Source organism: Sphingomonas nostoxanthinifaciens (genome assembly GCF_019930585.1).
Lineage (GTDB): Bacteria > Pseudomonadota > Alphaproteobacteria > Sphingomonadales > Sphingomonadaceae > Sphingomonas_I > Sphingomonas_I nostoxanthinifaciens.
The window spans coordinates 741,943-764,170 of record NZ_CP082839.1 but is presented as its reverse complement, the minus strand read 5'-3'; the positions used below and the strand labels follow the sequence as shown (position 1 = coordinate 764,170).

Here is a 22,228-nt window from a genome sequence, read left to right as displayed (position 1 = left end):
CCCCTTCCTACCCGAGGCGCGCCGACAATCCAGCGCCGTTCCAACCGTATGATTTCAGGGACCGACCACGATCGCCGGATCACCGCCGCGCCGATGGCGAAAGCGCTGCACCTTGAGGTAGGCCAGACTGCGCCATGCCCATTCGAGCGGCCCCATCGCGAACAGCCGCATCCAGACGTTGGCGAGCACCAGCAGGCAACCGATCGTCACGGTCGCCGTCACGGCGAGCCCGAACCAGCCGAACCGATCCCACCAGCCGAGCCCGATACCCGGAAACAGGATCCACATGCCGATGATCGTCTCGATCACGTAGAGCGAGAAGGCCGCCTTGCCTGCCGCCTTGAACGGGCTGAGCAAAAGATGGCCGACGCGCGTCTGCATCAGGAAATTGACGATTGCGACGTGGCCCAGAGTCACCGCCAGCCGCGCCGGCTCCTCCAGCATCCAGATGAGCTTGGGCTGCGGCTGGAAGGCGGCGATTTCGTGCACGCCCCACGCGCGCGCACCCATGCCGAAGGCGTAGGCGATGGCGGCCATACCGAGATAGAAACCCGGGGTGCGCTGCCCCTGGATGACGCCCCATTTGAACAGGGCGATGCCGATCAGCATGGTGCAGAAGGCTTCGGCGACGCTGAACAGGTCGGTCGGCGCGACGATCGTGAGCCAGCTTTTCCAGACCATCTGCGCGTAGCCCATGAACGGCCCGCGCCGGGCGCGCGTCTCGTCGGCGAGATCCTTGCGCTCCTTGGCCGACAGGCTCTTGAGCTTGTCGAGCTTCTCCTGCCACGTCTTCAGCGCCGCCTGCTGATCCTTGCTCGGCGCGCGGTGCGCCGCCTGCGCGACATGCGCGGCCTCGACCTTGGCGATCAGCGCGGTGCGATCGACATATTCGGACGCACCCTGCACGACCGAAAAGACGCTCCACAACAGCCCGAGCGCGACCAGCAGCTTCGGCCCCAGCCTTCGGAACGGGAACAGCAGCAGGGCGGCAAGCGCATAGATGTGAAGGATGTCGCCCGGCCACAGCAGCAGGAACACGTCGGCCAGCCCGAAAGCGAGCAGCCACAACGTCCGCCGCATGTAGAGATCGGCCACCGCGACCGGGCCATCAGGCTCCATCGCCTTGGCCGTCAGGATCATCATGCCCGCGCCGAACAGCATCTCCAGCGTGCCGCGCTGCGTCCCTTCGGCGACGACGTTGATGATCGCCCACGCCCACTGATCGGGAACGGTCCAGCCGACCATGCGAATGTGGCCCATCAGGGCGACGATCGGCTCGCCCATGAAAGGGATATTCATGTAAAAGATGCCGAGGATGGCGATCCCGCGCAGCACGTCGAGCACATCGATCCGCGCGCGCCCTGCTATCGGCGCCAGCCTTACCTGATGAATGGCTTCGTCCCGATCCGCCATCGCCCGCTCCTTGCTTCCGCGGGGGCAGGGTGGAACAACGCCGGACGAAACACAATTGCCGGCGAGGCGGCGAGAATCACGCGCGAACGTTGATCCGCGATTCCAGCAATGCCGCTCGTCAATGTCATCTTGGCATGCGACATTGGCCCCGCGATGTTCTGGGGGGAGACGCGTATATGAACGGCGGACTGAAGTCGGCGGCGATTGCGGCAACGCGCAAATTACCGGCGCGCATTCGAAAAGCGGTGGTCAATCTGGGATTTCAGGTCGACCGTGAACATTTCGATCGCATGGCGCACGATCATTCTTTTGCGCCCAACATGCGCTGGGGTCTCGAATTCGCGCGCGGCCGCGGGGTGATGCCGCGCGGCATCGTCGACATCGGTGCATTTCAAGGCGAATGGTCGCTGATGGCGCACGACGTCTGGCCCGAGGCCCGGATCGTCATGATCGAGGCCAACGAAGACAAAAAGGCCCGTCTCGCTCAGGTCGCGACGACGGTCGGCGGCGAACTGAAGCAGGCTCTACTCGGCGCCTCGACCGGCAGCGAGGTGACCTTCCACGTGATGGAATCGGGTTCGTCGGTGTTCGAGGAGCATAGCCCGGTGCCGCGCGACCAGCGCACGCTGCAGACGCACACGCTCGACAGCCTGCTGGCGGGCTTCGAGCATCCCGACTTCATCAAGATCGACGTTCAGGGTTACGAGCTGGAGGTGCTGCGCGGGGCCGCCGCGACGATGGCGCGGGTCAAGGCGATCCTGATCGAGATCGCGTTCTTGGAGATCAACGAGGGCGCGCCGCTCGCCCATCAGGTGATGGGGTTCATGGCCGAAAACGGCTTCGTCGCCTTCGACATATTGGAGCTGCACCGCAGACCGCTCGATCGGGCGATGAACCAGATCGACATCCTGTTCCTGCGTGCGGATTCACCGATCCGCGCGGACAAGCGCCACTGGGCACAATGATGCGGCGGGCGCGGCGGAACCTTCGCCGCGCCCGCGCGCGAAAGATTAGGCCTGCGCGGTGGTGCGCGGGTCGCGACGCTCGGCGATACGGGCTGCCTTACCGGTGCGGCCACGCAGATAATACAGCTTGGCGCGACGCACGACGCCGCGACGTACGACCTCGATCGCGTCGATGTTGGGCGAATAGAGCGGGAAAACGCGCTCGACGCCTTCGCCGAACGAGATCTTGCGGACGGTGAACGACGAGCCCATGCCCTTGTTCGAGCGCGCGATGCACACGCCCTCATAGGCCTGGACGCGGGTCCGCTCGCCTTCGACCACGCGCACGCCGACCTTCAGCGTATCGCCGGGACGGAATTCCGGAATCGCGCGCTTGGCGGTCAGCTGCGCGATCTGCTCGGCTTCGAGCTGCTGGATGAGGTTCATGTCACTCTTCCTCTTCGTGCCGCGCGTCAGAGGGAGGCTGGACCCGAACGCCATTGTGGCGTTCCCAAAGGTCCGGTCTCCGTGACCGTGTATCGCTCTCGGCCATGGCATGGCGCCACGCCTTGATCTTCGCATGATCCCCCGATCGCAGCACTTCGGGGATCGTGCGCCCTTCCCACATCTGCGGTCGGGTATAGTGCGGATATTCGAGGAGGCCGCTTTCGAAGCTCTCTTCGTCCCCACTTGAAGCGGCGCCCATTACGCCGGGAAGCAGCCGAACGCAAGCATCGAGCAGCACCAGCGCGCCGATTTCCCCGCCCGAGAGGATATAGTCGCCGATCGAAACCAGCTCGACGTCGCGCGCCTCGAACAGACGCTCGTCGATGCCCTCGAACCGACCGCACAGGATCGCCACGCCCGGGCCGGCGGCAAGCTCGCGTACCCGCTCTTGTGTTAGCGGCCGCCCGCGCGGGCTCATCGCCAGCAGCGGTACGCCGGGCCGGGCGGTGGCGTCGATCGCCGCCGCGAGCACGTCGGCGCGCATCACCATGCCCGCGCCGCCCCCCGCGGGCGTGTCATCGACCGAGCGATGCTTGTCGGTCGCGAAGTCGCGGATCTGGACGGCGTCGAGACTCCATTTGCCGTCCGCCATCGCGCGGCCGGCGAGGCTGAGCCCGAGCGGCCCGGGGAACATCTCCGGATAGAGGGTCAGCACGGTCGCGGCGAAGCTCATCGTGCGGCAGCCCTTCCGATCCGATCGGCCAGCACCGCCACGATCGCGCCGGCAACCGGCATCCCGGCGAACAGCCGCCACCATTGCGCCACGAGCGGGCCTTCCTCGGTCATCGCCAGCGTGCCCGCGAGCAACCCCGGCGGCAGCAGCACCAGCAATCCATCCGTGATCAATCTGGGCGGGCCGGCCAGCCGCCTCCCCGCTCCCGCGACGCCATAGGCGACCAGCGCGAGGTAGATGGAGACGACCAGCAACAGGACGGTGTCGAGTGTCATGCAGGGGGCAGCGTCCAGTTTTCAACCGTCAGCCCGGGAATGTCGGCGAAGTCAGCTTCGTTATTGGTCACGATGGTCAACCCTAGAGCCAGCGCATGCGCGGCAATGAGGCGGTCATAGCTGCCGCGCCGAAACGGGAGCATTGCGTAGCGTTTCGCTGCAAGCTCGTCGAACGGCAGCACGGGAATACGCCTGCTCAGCGTGTCGAGGACAACAAGCGCTGGCGCCTTCCCATTCCAACTTCCGAGAGCAACTTCGGCAAAAGCGATCGCGGAAATAGCAAGATCGTCCTCATCGCACTGACGGGCATGCTCGACGACGTTATCGTGCCCAGCGAGAAGCAGGATGCATGCGTTGGCATCGAGCAGGTATCGCACCTAGAGAATTGCCTTCCAGCCCGTCCAATCGGGATCGTCCCAGACCCGCGGCTTGTCGTCGAACACGCGAGCCTCTGCAGCCGAGGGCTGAAGATCGGGGAGCGATCCGGCGATGCCCGTAAGATCGATCTTACGCTTCTGCGTTTGTAATGGCTCAATGCGAAACCCGGCCTGCTCCTCGCGCACAATCCGCATCTCGGTTCCTTCGGCGAAGCCAAGCGCTTTCGGCAAGCGCAACGCCACCGAATTGCCCGACTTGAACACTTTCGCGCGATATTCCTCGGCCATCGCCAGCTCCCGTATATACGCCACGTATATACTAACCGACGAAGGCCGCGTCCACCACCAGTCGTTCGTCGTTCCATTCGGGCACGGCGTCGGGGCGCATCGGCACCATGAAGCGCTTGCCGTCGGGCTGCTCGATCTCAAGCACGTCGCCCGCGCCGAAATTGTCGATCAGCACCACCGTGCCGAGCGTGCCACCGTCGGTTGAGACGCACGGCAGGCCGATCAGGTCGGCATGATAATATTCGCCCTCATCCAGCGGCGGCAGTGCATCGCGCGGGACGGTCAGCGCGGTGCCGCGAAGCGCCTCCGCGGCGGTGCGGTCGCGCACCTCGACAAAGCGCGCGATCGCGCCGCGCAGCGACACGACCGTCAGCGCGCCGTCGTTGAAGCTGCGATAGCGGGAGAGGTCGTCAGTGAAGAGCTTGAGCTTCACCTCGCCCCCGATGCCGTGCGCGCCCGCGACCGCCGCAAGCGTCACGGTGCGCGCGGCGCCGCTCGGCTCAGCCCTGGGGGGAGCCGGGCTGGCGGGGGGCGGCGTCTTCGCTGCCTTCGGCCGGTTCTTCGGCGGAGATGCCGCTGCCGGGCTTCGGGGTGGCTGCAAGGTCATCCCCGCTTGCTCCTTCGGCAGGCTCGGGCTGGGTGGGGCTGGGCATGAAACGGCTCCTCTTCGGTTCTAGGCCGAATGAACGCGCGCCTCATGCTCCAGTGCCCACCCGTCTTTATGCTCAGGCCTCGGCGGTTTCTTCGGCCGGGGGATTGGCAGCGGCTTCGGCTGCGGCGGCCTTCGCCGCACGCTCCTCGGCGCGCTCCTTGGCCTTCTCGCCCGGCTCGCCCTTCTTGGGGTTGCTGCGGGTGGAACGCTCCTTCACGCCGGCCGCGTCGAAGAAACGGGCGACGCGATCGGTCGGCTGCGCACCGTTCGACAGCCAATGCTTCGCGCGCTCGGTGTCGAGGATCACGCGCTTCTCGTCATCCTTGCCGAGCAGCGGATTGTAGGTGCCGATCTTCTCGATGAACGAGCCGTCGCGCGGCGAACGGGCATCGGCCACGACGATACGGTAATAAGGGCGCTTCTTGGCGCCACCGCGCGACAGACGGATGGAAACGGCCATGTTCTTCTTCCTTCTCGTTTATAGTTTCCGCCCCCCGGCTTGGCCGGGATGACGACAGGTTCAGTTCAACGCTTCTTCAAAAAATTCTGGAAACCCGGAGGCAGCCCCTGCCCCGCGCCGCCGCCGGGCAATCCCGGCAGACCAGGCATCGCTCCGCCCGCGCCGCCGAGCAGCGACGAGACGTCGGCATCGCCCAGGCCGCCGCCCTTGCCGAACATGGCGCCCAGCTTCGCCAGGCCGCCCATCTTCTTCATCTTCTTCATCATCGTCGCCATGTCCTGATGCATCTTCAGGACCTTGTTGATCTCCTGCACGGTCGTACCGGAGCCCTTGGCGATGCGGATCTTGCGCTTGGCGGCGAGGATTTCGGGCTTGGCGCGCTCCTTCGGCGTCATCGACGAGAGGATCGCCTCCATCCGCACCAGCACCTTGTCGTCGGCGGCGCCGGCGGCCATCGCCTGCTTCACCTGCTTGACGCCGGGCAGCATCGCCGCGAGCCCGGAAAGGCCGCCCATCCGCTTCATCTGATCGAGCTGCGAGCGCAGGTCGTTGAGGTCGAACTTGCCCTCGCTCATGCGCTGGGCGAGCTTCTCGGCGTCCTCGACCTTGATCGTCTCGGCCGCGCGCTCGACCAGGCTGACGACGTCGCCCATGCCGAGGATGCGGCCGGCGACGCGCTCGGGATGGAAGGGCTCGAGTCCGTCGAGCTTCTCGCCGGTGCCGGCAAACTTGATCGGCTGGCCGGTGACGGCGCGCATCGAGAGCGCCGCACCACCGCGCGCATCGCCGTCCATACGGGTCAACACCACGCCGGTCAGCGGCACCTGCGCGGTGAAATTGGCCGCGACATTGACCGCGTCCTGCCCGGTCAGCGCATCGACGACGAGCAGGATCTCGTTCGGGCGCGCGACGTCGGCCACCGCCTTCATCTCGTCCATCAGCGCCTGATCGACGTGGAGGCGGCCCGCCGTGTCGAGCATCAGCACGTCGAAGCCTTGCAGCTTCGCCGCCTGCACCGCGCGCCGCGCGATCTCGACCGGCTGCTGGCCGGCGACGATCGGCAGGGTCGCGACCTCGGTCTGGGAGCCGAGCACCGCGAGCTGCTCCTGCGCCGCCGGGCGATTGACGTCGAGCGACGCCATCAGCACCTTCTTGGCGCCACGCTCCTTCAGGCGCTTGGCGATCTTGGCGGTGGTGGTGGTCTTGCCCGAGCCCTGCAGGCCGACCATCATCACGATCGCCGGGGGCACGACGTCGAGCATCAGCTCGGACGTCTCCGACCCCAGCATCTCGATCAGCGCGTCGTGGACGATCTTGACGACCTGCTGGCCCGGCGTGACCGAGCGCAACACGTCCTGGCCGATCGCCTGCTCGGTCACCTTGTCGACGAAGTCGCGCACCACCGGCAGCGCGACGTCAGCCTCCAGCAGCGCGATACGCACCTCGCGCATCGCGTCGCGCACGTCGCCTTCGGTCAGCGCGCCGCGGCCACGCAGCCGGTCGAAGGCTGCGCCCAGCCGGTCGCTCAACGTGTCGAACATCAGCTCATCCTTGCGTCAAGACGAGCCGCAACGCACAAAGCGCCGGCGGACGAAAACTCGTCGGCCGGCGTACACCCTCCCTCGGGGAGCGTGCTTGATGCATCACGTTCGTCAGGAACGATCGTGGGCGCCTATAGCTCGGGCCGGCATCGAAGGCAAGGCAGGCCGCGGCGGCCGATCAGAAGTCGATCTCTGCACGCCCCGCGAAGATGGTGGCGTTCGGCACGCTCGTCGCCGCGCCCGGATGGACGACATATTGGAAGTCGGGCGTCAGGATCAGGCCGCGCGCCACATGCATGGCATAATTGGCCTCGTAGACCGTCGTCGCGGTCTGCACGCCGGGCGCGGTCGCCGGGCCGGCGAACGAACCGGGCGCGGGGGCGAAGCCGGTGGGCAACGTCATCCCCTCGACGAGCGCCACGCGCTGCGCGTCGGTGAGCGAGTGGCTGATCCAGCCATGAGTTGCGAGCAGCTGGAGGGCATCGGCCGGCCGGGACGGCACGATGCCGCGGGCAACGAGGCCGATAAAGCCATAGTCGCGGAAGATCGCGGTGTCGGGATCGGCATGGGTCCAGCCGCCGAGGAGCATCACCCCATCGGCGCCGCCCTTGCCGATGCGGATCAGCATCTGATCGAAGCTGGCATAATAAGAGACGCTATGGCTGTGCAGCGTCCCGCCGGGCGTCAGATCGGGGCGATCGCTGCTGTCGTAGGTCAGGCCGAGCTTGTAATGCCCCTGCAGCTTGCCGGGACCGAAGCTCGGCGACCAGACCGCCTCGACCGGCACGACATAACCGGTCGTGTTGCTGAGACCCCAATCGAAGCCGGACGGACCGCCGTAGCGCGGCCGCACCTGATAGGCGCCCGCCGCGATCGACAGATGGCCTTCACCCAGCTTCAGCCGGCCGCCCCAGGTCGAGCTCGGATCGACCGAGAAGCTGCCGTCGATCGACTGCCCGCGCGGCTGCGGACACATGCCGAGCGAGAGGAACCCGCAGTAGAGCGGCGAGGTGTTGAAGTCGGCACCGACCGGAAGGCGCCCGAACTTGACGTCGACCCCGATCGGCCCGCCGCTCATATGCTGCAGATAAAGCTGGCCGAGATGGATGTTGGCGTTGCCGGTCGCGCCGTAGATTTCCTGCACGGCATCGAGATCGTCGCCGAGAAAGCTGGAGCTGGCGCTGTAGCCGTGGCGCGACAGGAGCGTGCCGTGGACGCTCCAGCCCTTGAGATTCACCAGCGTCTCCAGGTCGATATCGGCCTGCAATTTCTCCTGATCGGCATAGGCGACGCCGCGGCGCAGGCCGCCGGAGGCGACGCCCGCCGTTTCCGACAGGTAGCTCGCCATCAGGTCGATGCCCGCATCGACCAGCCGCGTGCGCACGCCGCCCCAGTCGCCGAACAAATGCTCGGCCGGCGACGCGTCGCCCGATGCCGCCGCCGTCTCGCCGGCCTTGGCGGTCGCGTCGCTGGTGGGCTGCGCCTGGCTCTGCGCGAACGCCGGACGCGCGACGAGGATGGTGGCCGCGGCAATCGCGGCCGTCGACCACCATCTCCGCATCGTCAGCCCTGCGGCAGCGCGTAGGCGACCAGATAGTCGCCCGTCTTGGTACCGAGGCCACCATGGCCGCCGGCGGCGATCAGCACATATTGCCGGCCGTTGACCGCGTAGGACATCGGCGTCGCATTGCCACCGGCCGGAAGCTGCGTGCTCCAGATCGTCTTGCCGGTGTTGATGTCGATCGCGCGGAACATGTTGTCGGCGGTCGCTCCGATGAAGACCAGGCCGCCGGCCGTGATCATGTTGCCACCGATGTTAAAGATACCGGTCTTCATCGGCAGGTTGGTGTGGGTGCCGAACAGGCCGGTCGCCCGCGTGTCGCCGATCGGGTGCTGCCACACGACCTTGTGCGTGGTCAGGTCGATCGCCGTCAGCGTACCCCATGGCGGCGGGTTGCAGGGGACTCCGAGCGGGTTGAGCCACGGATGGACCATGCCGACATAGGGCGTGCCATATTGCGGGGCGATGCCGTGAGTGTCCGGCTCGTTGCCGCTGCCGTTCCATGCCGGCACCTTGCCGGATGCCTGGAACGGGCCGCGCGGCTTCATCGTCACCATGAAGGGGATGTAGTTGGCATTGGCGATCAGCAGCTTGCGCGTCGGATCGATCGAGGCGCCGTGCCAGTCGACCACGCCGTCGAACGCCGGATAGACGATCGTCTTCTTGAGCTGCGGCGGCGTGAACTGCCCTTCATAATGCGCCTGCCGGAACTGGATGCGGCAGAGCATCTGATCGATCGGGGTCGCGCCCCACAGGTGGTGCTCGACCAGATCGGCCGGGGTGAGCGAGGGCATGCCGACCGGGTAGGGCTGGGTCGGCGACATCGTGTCGCCGGGTACGCCGTCGGTAGGCACCGGCTTCTCGATCGTCTTGACGATCGGCTGGCCGGTCATGCGGTTCAGCACGAAGAACTCGCCGCGCTTGTTCGACTGGACCAGCGCGGGCACCATCTTGCCGCCCATCGGCAGATCGACCAGCGACGGGCCGATCGGCAGATCCATGTCCCACACGTCGTGGTGGGTGGTCTGGTAATGCCACTTGGGTGTGCCGGTGGTGATGTCGAGCGCGACAATCGAGCTGTTATAGGCGTTGTCGAACGGCCGGCGGCCGCCGCCATAATAGTCCGGCGTGGCGTTGCCGAGCGGCAGATAGACCGTGTTCGACGCCGCATCGGCGGTATAGACGCCCCACGCATTGGGCGTGCCGCGCGTCAGCACCGTGCCGTCGCCCGGATGCACCACCTGATCGGGATGGCCGACATCCCAAGCCCAGATGATCTTGCCGCTGATCGGATCGAATGCGCGCACCGCGCCCGAAGGCTCGCCGCGTGCCTGATTGTCATAGACCCAGCCGCCCAGGATCATGCGATCGTGCAGCACCAAAGGCGGCGAGGTGACGAAGTGGAAGCCGGCCGGGACGTGGCCGAGATACTGCTTCAGATCGATGAAGCCGTGCGTGCCGAAATCCTCGCACGGCTTGCCGGTGACGGCGTCGAGCGCCACCACGCGCGCATCGAGCACGGGCGAGATGATGCGCGTCGCGCAGGTGTTGGTCTTGCCCGCCGGCGCGACGTAATAAGCCACGCCGCGGCAGGCGAGGTACACGTCGGGGTTGGTGTCGGCGTGGGGATCGAACTTCCACTTGATCTTGCCGGTCGCCGCATCGAGCGCCTCGACCCAGCTGTGCCCGGTGCAGACATAGACCGTGTCGGCGATCTTGAGCGGGGTCGCCTCGAAATTGAATTCGTGGCCGGCATCGGTGCCGCCGATATCCTCGCCGGGACGCATGCGATCGCCGGTCTGGGTCTGCCACGCCACCTTCAGCTGGTTGACGTTGGCCGGCGTGATCTGGCCGAGCGGCGAGAAACGATCGCCCTTGGGCGTGCGGCCGTAAAAGGCCCAGTCGCTGTCGGGCACGCTGTTGTCGACCTGCCCCGGCAGCGCCGACGCGGTAGCGGTGCCCTCGACGCCGACCGGCTGGAGGAAACCGGCGATCAGCACGACGATCGCGATCACCGAGGCGATCGCGGGCGCAAAGACCGCATATTTCGCAGCAGGACGCTGGGAATCACCCGTGCGAAGCCCACGCCGAACCCATGGCAGCAGCAGCCACAGCCCGAGCACCGTCGGCGCGACGAGGCGCGGCTCGAGGCTCCAGCCGTTCATGCCGACCTCGCCGATCGCCCAGATCACCGTGCCGAGCAGCACGACGCCGTAGAGCCACAAGGCCGCGACGCTCCGCCGAAGCGCGAGGACGCCGGTCGCCGCCAGGCCGATGCCGGCGATCAGATAATAAGGCGATCCGCCCACGGCGATCAGCATTCCACCCCCGACTGCCAGCACGAGGCCGACGAGGAGGAAGACGATACCTGTGAAGTATGGACGGCGAGCGGCGCGTTCGGCCATTGGCAATATCCCGCAAAGGCAAAGGTTTATGCCGTGCGTTGCGAACGTCCGAACGCAGAAGGCGGAACCTGCCGAAGGTTAGGCCGCTGAAGCGCACCTCGCTCCGTTCGGTTTCATGCAAAGTGAAGCCTTTACCGATACCGAAACGGTATCGGCGCCGCGTTCAGGCGGTGAGATCGAGCAATGCGCGCAAAGCGGGGTTGGCGTTGTTCTCCCGCCAGAGCAGGACATTGTCGATCGTCGGGGCGCCCTCAAGCGGACGAAAGGCGATGTTCGGCAGGCCGAGCCGCTGGAGCGACTGGGGCACGAGCGCGATGCCCATGCCTTCCCCCACCAGGCTCGCGATCGTCTGGTGCACCTGCACTTCCATCACGATCCGGGGGACGAAGCCCGCGGCATGGCAATAATCGAGGATCGTCGCGCGCAGGTTGGGCGATAGATCGGCCGGCGTCGTGATGAACGGCAGATCGCGCAGTACGGCCGCCGGCACGATCGCCAACTGGCCGAGCGGATGATCCGCCGGAAGCGCGCAGCAGAGCGGCTCGCGCAGCACGGTCCGCATCGCGAGCCCCCGCATCGGCTGCGGCGCGAACAGGATGCCCGCATCGATGCGCCCGGCCACCACCTCCTCCAGCAACGTCGACGGCAGCATGTCGCGCAGCTGTACCGCGACATTGGGGAAGGCCGCCATGAAGCGGCTGGCAAGGCCTGCTGCGACACTGTGCGCGGCGTGCATCATGAAGCCGATCGAGAGCCGATCCAGCTCGCCGCGATCGATCCGGCGTGCGGCGTCACAGGCGGCATCGACGCGCGCCAGGATCTGGCGACATTCGTCGAGGAACGCCTGCCCCGCCTCGGTCAGGACGATCGCGCGCGGGCGGCGCTCGACCAGCAGCACGCCCAACGCAGCCTCCAGCGCAGCGATCTGCCGACTGAGCGGCGGCTGGGTCACGTTCAGCCGCGCCGCCGCGCGGCCGAAGTGGAGCGTGTCGCCCAGCGCCACGAAGTAGCGCATCTGCCGCAGATCAATCATGATACCGTTTCCGCATGCATGCGCCCGCGTGCGTCCGTCTGCCCGGCCGCGACCCGACGATCAGTGTCCGTCGAATGCCATCAGCGCCGTGACGTCCACCCCCTCCGCGCGGAGCGCATCGGCGCCGCCCAGTTCGGGCAGGTCGATCACGAACGTCGCCGACGACACGATCCCGCCGGCCTGTCGGATCAGCCGCATCGCGGCGCGTGCGGTCCCGCCGGTCGCGATCAGATCGTCCACCAGCAGCACGCGCTGCCCCGGCACCAGCGCATCCTCGTGCATGACGATGCGATCGCTGCCATATTCGAGGGCATAGTCCACCGCGATGGTCGCGCCGGGCAGCTTGCCGTCCTTGCGGATCAGCAGCAGCCCGCAGCCAAGCTCGCGCGCGACCGCTGCGCCGAAGATGAAGCCCCGCGCCTCGATCCCGGCGACGACGTCGATCGGATCGCGCTGCAGCGCAGCCAGCCGCCCGACCGTTTCGGACAGCCCGCGCGGATCGAGCAGCAGGGTCGTGATGTCGCGAAACTGGATACCCGGTTTGGGGAAATCGGGGATCGTTCGAACCAGCGCCTTCAGATCATCGTTGGCAGTCATCTTCGGTCCATCGCAAGGGAAACGCCCCGCTCTAGGCGATCGGCCCGCCGAAGCGAACCTATTCGCGCTTCTCGGCGTGGCTCCCTACCGTTCCGCCAGGCGCCTCGCCGCCGCCGTCGCGGCCTGCCAACGGCCGCGTTCCGCATGCGCGTCGGCGAGAGCGCGATGCACGGGCGCGCTCTGGCTGGCGGTGTCGTCGAGAATTGCCTGTACCTGCGCGACACGCTCGGCCTGCGGCGTATCGCGTGGCAAGAGCCGGCTGACTTCCGCCCTGAGCGCAGCCTTGGCCTCCTGGAGCCGCAAGGCATGTCGCGGCAGGCCCGACGCCCGCAGCAGCACGCTCATCCACTTGCCATCCCACGACGGCGCGCTGGCCAGCAGGTCATGCCCTGTCAGCGCCTCCACCGCCCGCGCCGCGACAGCGTCATGCGGCTCGCCCGTGTCGATCAGCACATGCCGTGCGATGCCGTGGATTGCCTCGGCCTCGGGCGACCAGTCCGTCCACGTACCGGCAGGCCGGATCAGATGGGTTTCGTTCCGCCCATCCTCGAACACCCAGCCGACCTCGATCGGATAGCTCGCCTTGGACAGCGAGGATGCCTCAAAATCGATGAAGACGCGCACTGCGCTTTCCGCAGACGTCTCGACCGGTCATCGCGAAAGGAGGTCGTCAACCTTCTGCGCCAGCGTCTCGATCTTGTACGGCTTGGGGAGGAATTGGCCGTCGTCGGGAATCACGTCCTTCGGCGGAAACGTATCGCCCGACGTCAGCAAAATCTTGATCGTGGGCCAGCGATCATGGACCAGCTTGGCAAGCTCCAGCCCGTTCATGCTTCCCGGCATGCGGATATCGGTGAAGAGCACCTGCACTTCGCCGATCGCCTCGAGGATGCGGATCGCCTCGTCGGCGCTTCCCGCCTCGACGACTTCGTAGCCGGCATCGCTGAGCGCATCGGAGCCGATGAGCCTGACGATCGTCTCGTCCTCGACGAGAAGAACCTTGCGATGCATACTATAACCCACGTTAATCTTCCCAATTTGCAGTCAGTGAACGAGCGCTGGCGCATAAGCGTTCCCCGTCACGCTCGGCTTACTGATCCAAGTTGTTCGCGCCCCGTGGCACGCCTAAAGGCCGCCCGTGGCAAGCGGACGAACCATCGGCAGACCGGGAGCTTTGGCGTCGCTCGCCGCGATGCTGTTCTTCGCGTTCGCGGTGGCGAAGTCCGATCTGATGCAGATCGCCATGGCGGCTCCCGCTGCGACGATCTGCGCGGACATGGCGCCCGGGGCCACGAACATGGCTACCCCACATGCGAGCCACGCCGAGCCTGACCGATCGCATGCGGCCTGTCTGTACTGCGACACGGCTGCGCATCCACCGCTGATCGCCGCCGCCCTGTTGGTGCCCGAGCCGTGGACCGTCGCCTGGATCCCGGCCCTGCCCGCTGCGCCGCACGGCCCGCGCGGGCCGCCGCAACCCCGTGCGAAGGCGCGCGCACCGCCCAGCCTCCTGATCGTCTGACCGCGCGGGGCTCGCCCCGCGCCCGTTTGCACGCGCCGGCGCGATGTCGGCCGATCAGGAAACTCAACGATGCACCGTTTTCCATGCGGCGCGAGCGCGGCCATGCTCGCCGTCGCCGCCACACTCCCATTTTCTGTTGCCCAAGCCCAATTGCCCTCCTGGACGCCATCGACCGGCGACATCATCGTCACCGGCAAGTTCGAGGCGCTCCACCTCGACGACCAAGCGGAGGCGGGCTCGCGGCTCGGATTGTCGTTGCGCGAAATCCCGGCGTCGGTCGAAGTGCTGACGCAGGATCAGCTCCAGCTGCGCGGCCTGCGCACCGCGCGCGAGGCCTTTTCGGATATCACCGGCGCGATCGCGGGCAATGTCCCCGGCAATCCGGCGACGGTTACACTGCGGGGCTTCTCGGGCAATGCCGTGACCGTTTTGTTCGACGGCGTGCGCGCGGGCTCCTCGACCATCGTCGCCCGCGACATCGACATGTGGAATTACGAGCGGGTCGAGGCGATCAAGGGCCCCGCCTCCGTGCTCGACGGCGAGGGCGCGCTGGCGGGCGCGATCAACCTCGTCACCAAGAAGCCGACGCTGGGCCGCCGCTTCGGCGACATCCTCGCGAGCTACGGATCGTTCGGCACCGGCCGGATCGCAGGCGACGTCAATCTGCCGCTCTCCGACACGGTCGCCGTGCTGGCGAGCGCAAGCTATCTGCGCTCGGCGAGCCTGTACGATATCGACGACAATCATTACCGCTCGCTCACCGGGACGGCGAGCCTGCTGTGGCGGCCGACCGACCGGCTGACGGCATCGTTCGCCTTCGACTACAGCTATGACCGATCGAGCGCGACCTATCAGGGATCGCCGCTCGTCCCCGCCGGCTTCGCGCGCGATCCGTCGCGGGTGGTAAGCAGCGCCAACGGCCTGGTGGTCGATGCCGCGACCCGGCATGTGAACTACAACCCGCTGGGCGGCTATCAGGATGCGCGCAGCGAGACCGTGCGCAGCCGGATCGATTATGATCTTGGCGACGGCTGGTCGCTCACCAACGATGTCCAATTCTACCACGCCAAGCGCGCATATCTCTATTCCAACAGCCAGGCCTATCAGGCCACGACCGCGCGACTGGCGCGCGACGTGCGGGAAATCTTCAACGATCAGGACTTCGTCGACGATCGCGCGACCATCGGTCATGACGGCGCACTGTTCGGCCTGCGCAACCGCGTCACGCTGGGCGTCGAATATAACCACACGAACTTCGACGATCCGCGGCGCTTCGGCACGCTTACGGCGGTCGATCCGTTCGCCCCGGTGCGCAGCGCGCTTCCGTCGAGCGATCCGGTCAACTTTCCGGGCGCGGGCAACGCCGTCCTGTTCCGCACGCAACTGAACCAGACGGCCGTCTTCGCCGAGGATGCGCTGAACCTGACGCCCAGCCTGTTGCTGGTCGGGGGGCTGCGCTGGGAGGAGATCGACCTCCGCCGATCGGTCTACGATTACGCCCTGCAGACCACCACGCGCACGGCGCCGGAGTTCAAGCCGATGTCCGGGCGGATCGGCGCGGTCTATTCGATCACGCCGGCGGTGCAGGTCTATGCCCAATATTCCACCGCGGTGGTGCCGGTCGGCACGCTGCTGGTGTTGACCACCGCCAGCGGCGCGTTCGATCTTTCGACCGGCCGCACATATGAGGTGGGCTTCAAGAGCTCCTTGCTGCGCGATCGCGTATCGCTGACGGGGGCCGCCTACCAGATCGGGCTCGACCACATCCTCACCATCGATCCCACCACCAACCTCTCGGTGCAGGGCGGATCGCAATCCTCGCGCGGGGTCGAGGCGACGCTTGGCGCCGATCTGCTTCACAACCTCCATCTCGACGCGGGCGCCGCCTACAGCGACGCGCATTTCGACACGCTGATCGAGGCGGGCGGCGCCAACCGAGCCGGCAAGACCCCGCCCAATACGCCGTCGACCGTGATCAACGGCGCATTGCTCTACAGCGTCACCCGGCTGCCCGTGACGCTGGGCGCGTTCGTGAAGCACGTCAGCCATTTCTACACCGACAACGCCAACAGCTACGATGTGCGCGGGCACACGACGCTCGACGCCTCGATCGCCTATCGGCTGCCGAGCGGAACGGTGACGCTGCGCGGACGCAACCTGACCAACGCGCTGTACGGCGAATATTCGGGCTATCCGGCGACGCAGATCTATCTCGGCGCGCCGCGCAGCATGGAGGTGTCCTATGCCGCCCGTTTCTGATCGTTCGTCGCCGCGGCTCAGCGGCGCGCCGCTCTATCGGGCGATATGGCGCTGGCATTTCTACGCCGGCCTGTTCTGCATCCCCTTCGTCATCTGGCTCGCGCTGACCGGCTCGATCTATCTGTGGCGGCCACAGATCGAGGCGTGGCTCGACCGGCCCTACGCTCACCGCGCAGCCGCCGCCCCGGCCGCCTCGCCCGACGCGCAGGTCGCGGCGGCGCTGCGCGCGGTGCCGGGCGGAACGCTGCACAAATATGTCCTGCCGCAGACGCCCGACGCCGCCGTGCGCGTGCTCGTCACCAGCCATGGCGCCGACCGGCGCGTCTATCTCGATCCGCAAAGCCTCGCCGTGCTGGGCACGGTGACGGAGGAGCATCGACCGATGCGGGTGCTGTTCCACCTGCACGGCGAATTGCTTGCCGGCGCGATCGGCAGCTATCTGGTCGAGATCGCCGCCTGCTGGGCGATCGTGATGCTGCTGACCGGCCTCTATCTGTGGTGGCCGCGCGGGCATCGTGGCCTTGCCGGCCTGCTCTATCCGCGCTGGTGGGCCGGAGGGCGGCTGTTCTGGCGCGATCTTCACGCCAGCGCCGGCCTGTGGGTGTCGCTGTTCGCGCTCGGCCTGATCCTGACCGGGCTGCCGTGGGCCAATGGCTGGGGCAATTACCTCGTCGAGATACGCCAGCTTACCGGCACATCGCGCGGCCCGGTCGACTGGACGATCGGGGGCAAGCCACCCCAGACCGGGCCGATGGCCGGCGCGCATGCCGGTCACGACATGATGACGACGCCGCCCCCGCCGGTGCGACCCGGCGAGCTGGCGCGCGTGATCGCCACGGTGCGGCCGCTGGGGATCGCGCCGCCCGTGCTGATCGCGCCGCCCGCAATGCCCGGTGCGCCGTGGTCGATCGCGTCCGACGCCGCCGATCGACCGCTCCGCAGCGAGCTCAAGGTGGACGGCGCCACCGGCAGGGTCGTCAGCCGAACCGATTTCGGGCAGCGCCACTGGATCGATCGCGTGATCGGCTACGGCGTTGCCGTGCATGAAGGGGCGCTGTTCGGGCTTGCCAACCAGCTGCTCGGCACCGTGACGGCGCTGCTGCTGATCCTGCTTGCCGTCTCGGGCGCGGTGATCTGGTGGCGACGGCGCCCCGTCGGCGCGCTGGGAGCGCCCCCGGCATCGGCAGGCCCGCGCTTGAGGTTGGGCGCGGGGCTGATCGCCGCGATCGGCGCGCTTGCGCTGTATCTGCCGCTGTTCGGCCTGACGCTCATCCTGGTCCTGTTGTTCGAGGCGGGCGCGCCGCGGCTGATGCCCGGCACCGCGCGCTGGCTCGGGCTGCGACCTGCCCGGCCGGCCAGGCGATAGCGCCTCGAACTTCCGCTGCCTTTGGCGACCCGCTTCCGTCTAAAGGCAGGAAGCCGAAGCCTGTTCCAATATGGACTAGATCAACACCTTTGTCCAAAGACAATTTTCAGGAAGAGGCGATAGTACCTGCTTAGACGCGGGGTATATTACATGTTTTCTTTAATTGAGTGCGTAGCACATCAGCACGATTACCGGCTCGTTCTGCTTGCGGCGACGATCTGTGCACTCGGCAACATCACCCTGTTCGTGCTGCTCAAGCGCGCGAGCGAGTGCGTGGAGCTGCGGCGGCGACATTGGCTCGCGGTCGCGGCGATCGCCGAGGGCGTCGGGGTGTGGGCCACCCATTTCGTCGCGATGCTCGCCTATCGCGGTGCGATGCCGATGCGGTTCGATGCCGCGCTGACGATCTTGTCGGCGGCATTGGCGGTGGCGGCGTTCTGGCTCACCTTCCGCATGCTCGGCCGCAAGCCCGATGCCAAGCGGGCCGGCGTTGCCGGGCTGATCGCCACGATCGGCGTCGCGCTGATGCATTTCACCGGCATGGCGTCGATCATCGCGCCGGCCGCGGTGCGCTACGCGCTTTCGCCGATCGCGATCTCCTTCCTTCTCGCCTGGGGCGCCTTCGCCGGAAGCTTCTTCAGCTTCGGCGCACTGCGCGGTTGGCGACGCGTGTTCGCGCCGGCCGGGCTGACCATATTGGCCGTGGTGGCGCTGCATTTCACCGCGATGTCGGCAACCACCCTGGTGCCCGACCCGACGATCGCGGTCACGGCCGGCGACGGATCAGCCGCGTGGCTGATCCCGGCGATCGTCTTCGCAACCCTCGCGCTGATCGGGCTGGTGCTGGCGAGCTCGTTCGTCGAACGGCTGCTGACCGACCTGCGCGGCCTGACCGACGCGACGCTCGAAGGCCTGATGATCGTCCACGACAATGTGATCGTCGAGATCAATCAGCAGATGAGCACGCTGGTCGGCACGTCGTACGGCGCGCTGATCGGCAGCCGGCCCGAAGACTGGCTGCAATTCTCCGACCAATCCGAGGTCACCGGCGATCGATCCTCCACGACCGAAGCCGTGATCCGCAATTCGAGCGAGCCCGAGAAGATCGTCGAGGTCGCGATCCACGAGATCGAATATCGCGGGCGTTCCTGCCAGGTGCTCGCCATCCGCGATCTGACGCAGCGCAAGGAGGCCGAGCGTGAGGTCGCCTATATGGCATCGCACGACAGCCTGACCGATCTGCCCAACCGCGCCTGCCTGAACCGTGCGCTGGCCGAGGCGGCGCGGCGCACGCGGCATACCGACGGCTTCGCGCTGCTGGCGCTGGATCTTGATCGCTTCAAGGCCGTCAACGACCTGTTCGGCCACGCGGCCGGCGACGACATCCTCAAGCGGGTCGCGGCGATGCTGAAGGCCGTCGTCCGGACCGACGACATCGTGGCGCGGATCGGCGGCGACGAGTTTCTCATCCTCCAGCGGCATGTCGAAGACGATGAGAGCGTGCGCCGGCTGACTGCGCGCATCCTCGACAGTTTCGCGCGCGAGATGGACAGCGCGCTCGATCCGACTGCGGTGGGCGTCAGCATCGGCGCCGCCGTCTTCCCGCGCGATGGCTCGGACCCCGAGACGCTGCGCCACAATGCCGATCTGGCGCTGTATCGCGCCAAGCATGAGGGGCGCGGCACCGCCTGCTTCTTCGATCCGGGGATGGACCAGCAGGTGCGCGAGCGGCGCGCGATGGAACACGACCTGCGCCATGCGCTGCAGCGGGACGAGTTCCATCTGGTATTCCAGCCGCTGGTTTCGACCGCTTTCTCCGCGACCGTCGGGTTCGAGGCATTGCTCCGCTGGACGCACCCGGAGCGCGGCAATGTTCCGCCCGATCTGTTCATCCCGGTGGCGGAAGAGACCGGCGCGATCCTGCCGATCGGCGAGTGGGTCTTGCGCGAGGCGTGCCGGTGCGCGGCGGGGTGGAGCGAAAACCTGTCGATCGCCGTCAACGTGTCGCCAATCCAGTTCCAGGTCGCGAACCTGGCGGCAGTGGTTCGATCGGCGGTCGAGGATAGCGGGCTGGATCCGCGTCGCCTGGAACTGGAGATCACCGAAAGCTCGCTGCTGCGCAATCGCGAGACGACCCTGACGACGCTCCACGCGATCAAGGCGATGGGCATCCGGATCGTGATGGACGATTTCGGGACCGGCTATTCGTCGCTCAGCAACCTGCAATCGTTCCCGTTCGACAAGATCAAGATCGACCGCAGCTTCATCGCCGCGCTCGCCAAGGACGATGCCGCGCGATCGATCATCCGCGCGATCGTCGGCCTGGGCAAAAGCCTCAATCTGCCGGTCGTGGCCGAGGGCGTCGAGACGGACGAGCAGCGCCGCATGGTCTTGGAAGAAGGGTGCCCGCAGGCGCAGGGCTACCTGTTCGGACAGCCGCACCGCCTGAGCGATCGCGTCGAGAAGCTCGAGATCACGACCCGCAGCCAGGCGTAGCCCGGCCCGGCATCGCGTTCAGGGTGCGCGAAGCACCGTCTTGAGGTTCATGAACTCGTGCAGCCCGAAGGGGCCGAGTTCGCGGCCATGGCCCGATCGCTTGATCCCGCCGAACGGCGCCTCCGGTGCCGAGGCGAGCATCTGGTTGATCGCGGTCATGCCGGCTTCGATATCGCGGACGAAACGCTCCTGCTCGGCGGCATCCGCGGTCCATGAGGACGATCCGAGCCCGAACGGAATGGCGTTCGCGATCCGGATCGCCTCGTCGATATCCGCGGCCTTGAACACCATGGCGACCGGACCGAAGATTTCCTCGCCCATGAACGCGCTGTCGAGCGGAACGTCGGTGAGCACTCCGGCCGACATGTAGGCGCCCGCACGATCCAGCTTTTCCGCGCCGAGCAGGAGCGTCGCGCCCTGTCGTTTCGCATCCTCGACCTGTTCGAGCACGGTATCGCGCTGCGCGATGCTCGACAGCGGCCCCATGTCGTTGTCCGGGTCGAGCGGATCGCCGATCGCCAGCGCCCGCATCGCGGCGACGAACCGCTCGAGAAACGCATCGTAGACATCCGCATGGACGATCATCCGCTTGGCGCAGATGCACGACTGCCCCGCATTCTGGACGCGCGCCTTGACCGCTGCGGCAACCGCTGCGTCGAGGTCAGCGGACGGCATGACGATGAAGGGATCGGATCCGCCCAGTTCGAGCACCACCTTCTTCAGGTTACGACCCGCTTGTTCGGCGACGGCAATCCCGGCCCCCTCGCTTCCGGTCAGCGTGACGGCAACGACGCGCTTGTCGGCGATGATGTCGGCCACGGCGTCCGACCGGATCGCGATGTTCTGGAACAGTCCTTCGGGGCCGCCCGCCTCCAGCACCATTTCTTCCATGAGCGCCGCGACGCCCTGCACGATGCTCGCATGCTTCAGCAGGCCGACATTGCCGGCGAGGATGGTCGGGGCGAGAAACCGCACCGTCTGCCAGAACGGGAAGTTCCACGGCATGATCGCCAGCACGGCCCCTTGCGGAAGCCAGCGGATTTCGGCGGCCCCGCCGCTGCCGAGCGCGATCGTCCGGGGATCCAGCATGGCCGGTCCCGCCACGGCATAGTGGCGGAAAGCGGCGATGCACTTCTCGACCTCGCTCACCGCCGATGCCAGCGTCTTGCCCATCTCGGCCGTGGCCATGCGCGCCAGCCGATCCTTGTTGGCCTCGTACCTATCGGCGATGGCGTTCAGCAGATCGGCGCGGGCGGCGAGCGGCGTCTCGCGCCACTGTCGGTATGCTGCCACCGCGCGATCCAGCTTGCTGTCGACCTCCGCCTTGCTCAGTTCGGCATAGGTCGCGATGTCCTCGCCCGTCGCGGGATTGACGCTCGTGAACATGGCGGCTCCTTGAATGGGGGCGATCCGAAGGCAAAAATGCACTGGCCCAAGGCCTGAATGCGGACAAGCTCGGAGCCGAGCAATCCGTTCCGACGGCCGCTTCGATGTGGAAGGACGCCTGCGACCTATGCCGCCCGCGTGCGACTCGTTGCCGGAGCCGCAAGCCCGATCGCTTCGGAGGGCTGATGTTCCGTGTAGAGAAAAGTCGAACGGGCCCGCAGGCTTGTGCAAAATCCTTGCAAGCAAAGGCATCGCAAAGGGCAACCCGATGCTATTTACTTGACCATTCGATTGGCACTTCTCGCTAACCCATGTGAGTGAAGAAGATCGCGCGGCACGACATAAGTCCAGTGTTTCCGGGGACCGGGGGGTTTTGTTCCGGGAACTGCGTCCCGTCGGCTTCCGAGTCGACGGGACGTCACGTTGGCTGCCGGGGTCGCTCGGAAGCCGCGAGCGGTGCATGCACCTTCACC

Annotated in this window: 21 protein-coding genes; 5 read left to right on the top strand and 16 right to left on the bottom strand. The window is 66.8% G+C overall.

The annotated features are described in order from the left end of the window. Positions 1-54 precede the first annotated feature (54 nt). Entirely contained in the window at positions 55-1,413 is a 1,359-nt protein-coding gene (locus tag K8P63_RS03475; protein WP_223798488.1) for a DUF418 domain-containing protein, read from the bottom strand. A gap of 176 nt (positions 1,414-1,589) precedes the next feature. On the opposite strand from K8P63_RS03475, the gene K8P63_RS03470 reads away from it, so the two are divergent. Further along, on the top strand, positions 1,590-2,378 hold the full coding sequence (locus K8P63_RS03470; RefSeq protein ID WP_223798487.1) for an FkbM family methyltransferase: 789 nt from the start codon (positions 1,590-1,592) through the stop codon (positions 2,376-2,378). 45 nt (positions 2,379-2,423) lie between these two features. On the opposite strand, the gene rplS is transcribed toward K8P63_RS03470, so the two are convergent. From rplS to K8P63_RS03400, 14 genes are all read right to left on the bottom strand, one after another. Next, a complete protein-coding gene (gene rplS, locus K8P63_RS03465) occupies positions 2,424-2,804 on the bottom strand; it encodes a 50S ribosomal protein L19 (RefSeq protein ID WP_223798486.1) in 381 nt (126 codons plus the stop codon). Position 2,805: 1 nt separating this feature from the next. Next, on the bottom strand, positions 2,806-3,537 hold the full coding sequence (trmD, locus tag K8P63_RS03460) for a tRNA (guanosine(37)-N1)-methyltransferase TrmD (protein WP_223798485.1): 732 nt from the start codon (positions 3,535-3,537) through the stop codon (positions 2,806-2,808). Next, a complete protein-coding gene (locus tag K8P63_RS03455; protein ID WP_223798484.1) occupies positions 3,534-3,812 on the bottom strand; it encodes a hypothetical protein in 279 nt (92 codons plus the stop codon). The genes trmD and K8P63_RS03455 overlap by 4 nt, the downstream gene beginning before the upstream one ends. Further along, positions 3,809-4,189 (bottom strand): type II toxin-antitoxin system VapC family toxin, encoded by a 381-nt coding sequence (locus K8P63_RS03450; RefSeq protein WP_223798483.1) that lies wholly within the window; start codon positions 4,187-4,189, stop codon positions 3,809-3,811. The genes K8P63_RS03455 and K8P63_RS03450 overlap by 4 nt, the downstream gene beginning before the upstream one ends. After that, on the bottom strand, positions 4,190-4,477 hold the full coding sequence (locus tag K8P63_RS03445) for an AbrB/MazE/SpoVT family DNA-binding domain-containing protein (protein ID WP_223798482.1): 288 nt from the start codon (positions 4,475-4,477) through the stop codon (positions 4,190-4,192). Between the two features lie 31 nt (positions 4,478-4,508). Then, a complete protein-coding gene (rimM, locus tag K8P63_RS03440) occupies positions 4,509-5,084 on the bottom strand; it encodes a ribosome maturation factor RimM (protein ID WP_223798481.1) in 576 nt (191 codons plus the stop codon). A 118-nt stretch (positions 5,085-5,202) separates the two neighbouring features. Beyond that, a complete protein-coding gene (gene rpsP, locus K8P63_RS03435; protein WP_223798480.1) occupies positions 5,203-5,589 on the bottom strand; it encodes a 30S ribosomal protein S16 in 387 nt (128 codons plus the stop codon). 65 nt (positions 5,590-5,654) lie between these two features. Continuing rightward, positions 5,655-7,130 carry a signal recognition particle protein gene (ffh, locus tag K8P63_RS03430; RefSeq protein ID WP_223798479.1) on the bottom strand — a complete coding sequence of 492 codons (1,476 nt, stop codon included), beginning with the start codon at positions 7,128-7,130 and terminating at the stop codon, positions 5,655-5,657. A 178-nt stretch (positions 7,131-7,308) separates the two neighbouring features. Beyond that, a complete protein-coding gene (locus tag K8P63_RS03425) occupies positions 7,309-8,691 on the bottom strand; it encodes a carbohydrate porin (RefSeq protein WP_223798478.1) in 1,383 nt (460 codons plus the stop codon). A 2-nt stretch (positions 8,692-8,693) separates the two neighbouring features. Further along, on the bottom strand, positions 8,694-11,096 hold the full coding sequence (locus K8P63_RS03420; protein ID WP_223798477.1) for a membrane-bound PQQ-dependent dehydrogenase, glucose/quinate/shikimate family: 2,403 nt from the start codon (positions 11,094-11,096) through the stop codon (positions 8,694-8,696). Between the two features lie 163 nt (positions 11,097-11,259). After that, positions 11,260-12,129 carry a LysR substrate-binding domain-containing protein gene (locus K8P63_RS03415; RefSeq protein WP_223798476.1) on the bottom strand — a complete coding sequence of 290 codons (870 nt, stop codon included), beginning with the start codon at positions 12,127-12,129 and terminating at the stop codon, positions 11,260-11,262. Positions 12,130-12,189: 60 nt separating this feature from the next. Further along, the gene (locus tag K8P63_RS03410; protein ID WP_223798475.1) at positions 12,190-12,726 is read right to left on the bottom strand and encodes an adenine phosphoribosyltransferase; all 537 of its coding nucleotides are present in this window, start codon (positions 12,724-12,726) and stop codon (positions 12,190-12,192) included. Between the two features lie 84 nt (positions 12,727-12,810). After that, positions 12,811-13,350, bottom strand: coding sequence for a 3'-5' exonuclease family protein (locus K8P63_RS03405; RefSeq protein ID WP_223798474.1), 540 nt, complete (start codon positions 13,348-13,350; stop codon positions 12,811-12,813). Positions 13,351-13,377: 27 nt separating this feature from the next. Beyond that, positions 13,378-13,749: a response regulator gene (locus K8P63_RS03400; RefSeq protein WP_223798473.1), complete on the bottom strand. Its 372-nt coding sequence runs from the start codon at positions 13,747-13,749 to the stop codon at positions 13,378-13,380. Between the two features lie 151 nt (positions 13,750-13,900). On the opposite strand from K8P63_RS03400, the gene K8P63_RS03395 reads away from it, so the two are divergent. From K8P63_RS03395 to K8P63_RS03380, 4 genes are all read left to right on the top strand, one after another. Further along, on the top strand, positions 13,901-14,248 hold the full coding sequence (locus K8P63_RS03395; protein ID WP_223798472.1) for a DUF2946 family protein: 348 nt from the start codon (positions 13,901-13,903) through the stop codon (positions 14,246-14,248). A gap of 69 nt (positions 14,249-14,317) precedes the next feature. Beyond that, positions 14,318-16,507 (top strand): TonB-dependent receptor, encoded by a 2,190-nt coding sequence (locus K8P63_RS03390; RefSeq protein WP_223798471.1) that lies wholly within the window; start codon positions 14,318-14,320, stop codon positions 16,505-16,507. Beyond that, positions 16,491-17,873: a PepSY-associated TM helix domain-containing protein gene (locus tag K8P63_RS03385; protein ID WP_223798470.1), complete on the top strand. Its 1,383-nt coding sequence runs from the start codon at positions 16,491-16,493 to the stop codon at positions 17,871-17,873. Before K8P63_RS03390 ends, K8P63_RS03385 begins: the two co-directional genes overlap by 17 nt. A gap of 150 nt (positions 17,874-18,023) precedes the next feature. Further along, complete coding sequence (locus K8P63_RS03380; protein ID WP_223798469.1) at positions 18,024-20,369, top strand: bifunctional diguanylate cyclase/phosphodiesterase; 2,346 nt, start codon at positions 18,024-18,026, stop codon at positions 20,367-20,369. 18 nt (positions 20,370-20,387) lie between these two features. Here K8P63_RS03380 and K8P63_RS03375 read toward each other — a convergent pair whose 3' ends face one another. After that, entirely contained in the window at positions 20,388-21,755 is a 1,368-nt protein-coding gene (locus K8P63_RS03375) for an NAD-dependent succinate-semialdehyde dehydrogenase (protein ID WP_223798468.1), read from the bottom strand. Positions 21,756-22,228 lie beyond the last annotated feature (473 nt).

What these genes read in the sequence shown, in the direction of transcription:
- K8P63_RS03470 (WP_223798487.1), top strand. Translation starts at nt 1,590, where the DNA reads ATGAACGGCGGACTGAAGTCGGCGGCGATTGCGGCAACGCGCAAATTA.
- ffh (WP_223798479.1), bottom strand. Translation starts at nt 7,130, where the DNA reads ATGTTCGACACGTTGAGCGACCGGCTGGGCGCAGCCTTCGACCGGCTG.
- rplS (WP_223798486.1), bottom strand. Translation starts at nt 2,804, where the DNA reads ATGAACCTCATCCAGCAGCTCGAAGCCGAGCAGATCGCGCAGCTGACC.
- K8P63_RS03385 (WP_223798470.1), top strand. Translation starts at nt 16,491, where the DNA reads ATGCCGCCCGTTTCTGATCGTTCGTCGCCGCGGCTCAGCGGCGCGCCG.
- K8P63_RS03425 (WP_223798478.1), bottom strand. Translation starts at nt 8,691, where the DNA reads ATGCGGAGATGGTGGTCGACGGCCGCGATTGCCGCGGCCACCATCCTC.
- K8P63_RS03380 (WP_223798469.1), top strand. Translation starts at nt 18,024, where the DNA reads ATGTTTTCTTTAATTGAGTGCGTAGCACATCAGCACGATTACCGGCTC.
- K8P63_RS03445 (WP_223798482.1), bottom strand. Translation starts at nt 4,477, where the DNA reads ATGGCCGAGGAATATCGCGCGAAAGTGTTCAAGTCGGGCAATTCGGTG.
- K8P63_RS03475 (WP_223798488.1), bottom strand. Translation starts at nt 1,413, where the DNA reads ATGGCGGATCGGGACGAAGCCATTCATCAGGTAAGGCTGGCGCCGATA.
- trmD (WP_223798485.1), bottom strand. Translation starts at nt 3,537, where the DNA reads ATGAGCTTCGCCGCGACCGTGCTGACCCTCTATCCGGAGATGTTCCCC.
- K8P63_RS03420 (WP_223798477.1), bottom strand. Translation starts at nt 11,096, where the DNA reads ATGGCCGAACGCGCCGCTCGCCGTCCATACTTCACAGGTATCGTCTTC.
- K8P63_RS03410 (WP_223798475.1), bottom strand. Translation starts at nt 12,726, where the DNA reads ATGACTGCCAACGATGATCTGAAGGCGCTGGTTCGAACGATCCCCGAT.
- rpsP (WP_223798480.1), bottom strand. Translation starts at nt 5,589, where the DNA reads ATGGCCGTTTCCATCCGTCTGTCGCGCGGTGGCGCCAAGAAGCGCCCT.
- K8P63_RS03390 (WP_223798471.1), top strand. Translation starts at nt 14,318, where the DNA reads ATGCACCGTTTTCCATGCGGCGCGAGCGCGGCCATGCTCGCCGTCGCC.
- K8P63_RS03375 (WP_223798468.1), bottom strand. Translation starts at nt 21,755, where the DNA reads ATGTTCACGAGCGTCAATCCCGCGACGGGCGAGGACATCGCGACCTAT.
- K8P63_RS03415 (WP_223798476.1), bottom strand. Translation starts at nt 12,129, where the DNA reads ATGATTGATCTGCGGCAGATGCGCTACTTCGTGGCGCTGGGCGACACG.
- rimM (WP_223798481.1), bottom strand. Translation starts at nt 5,084, where the DNA reads ATGACCTTGCAGCCACCCCGAAGCCCGGCAGCGGCATCTCCGCCGAAG.
- K8P63_RS03455 (WP_223798484.1), bottom strand. Translation starts at nt 3,812, where the DNA reads ATGACACTCGACACCGTCCTGTTGCTGGTCGTCTCCATCTACCTCGCG.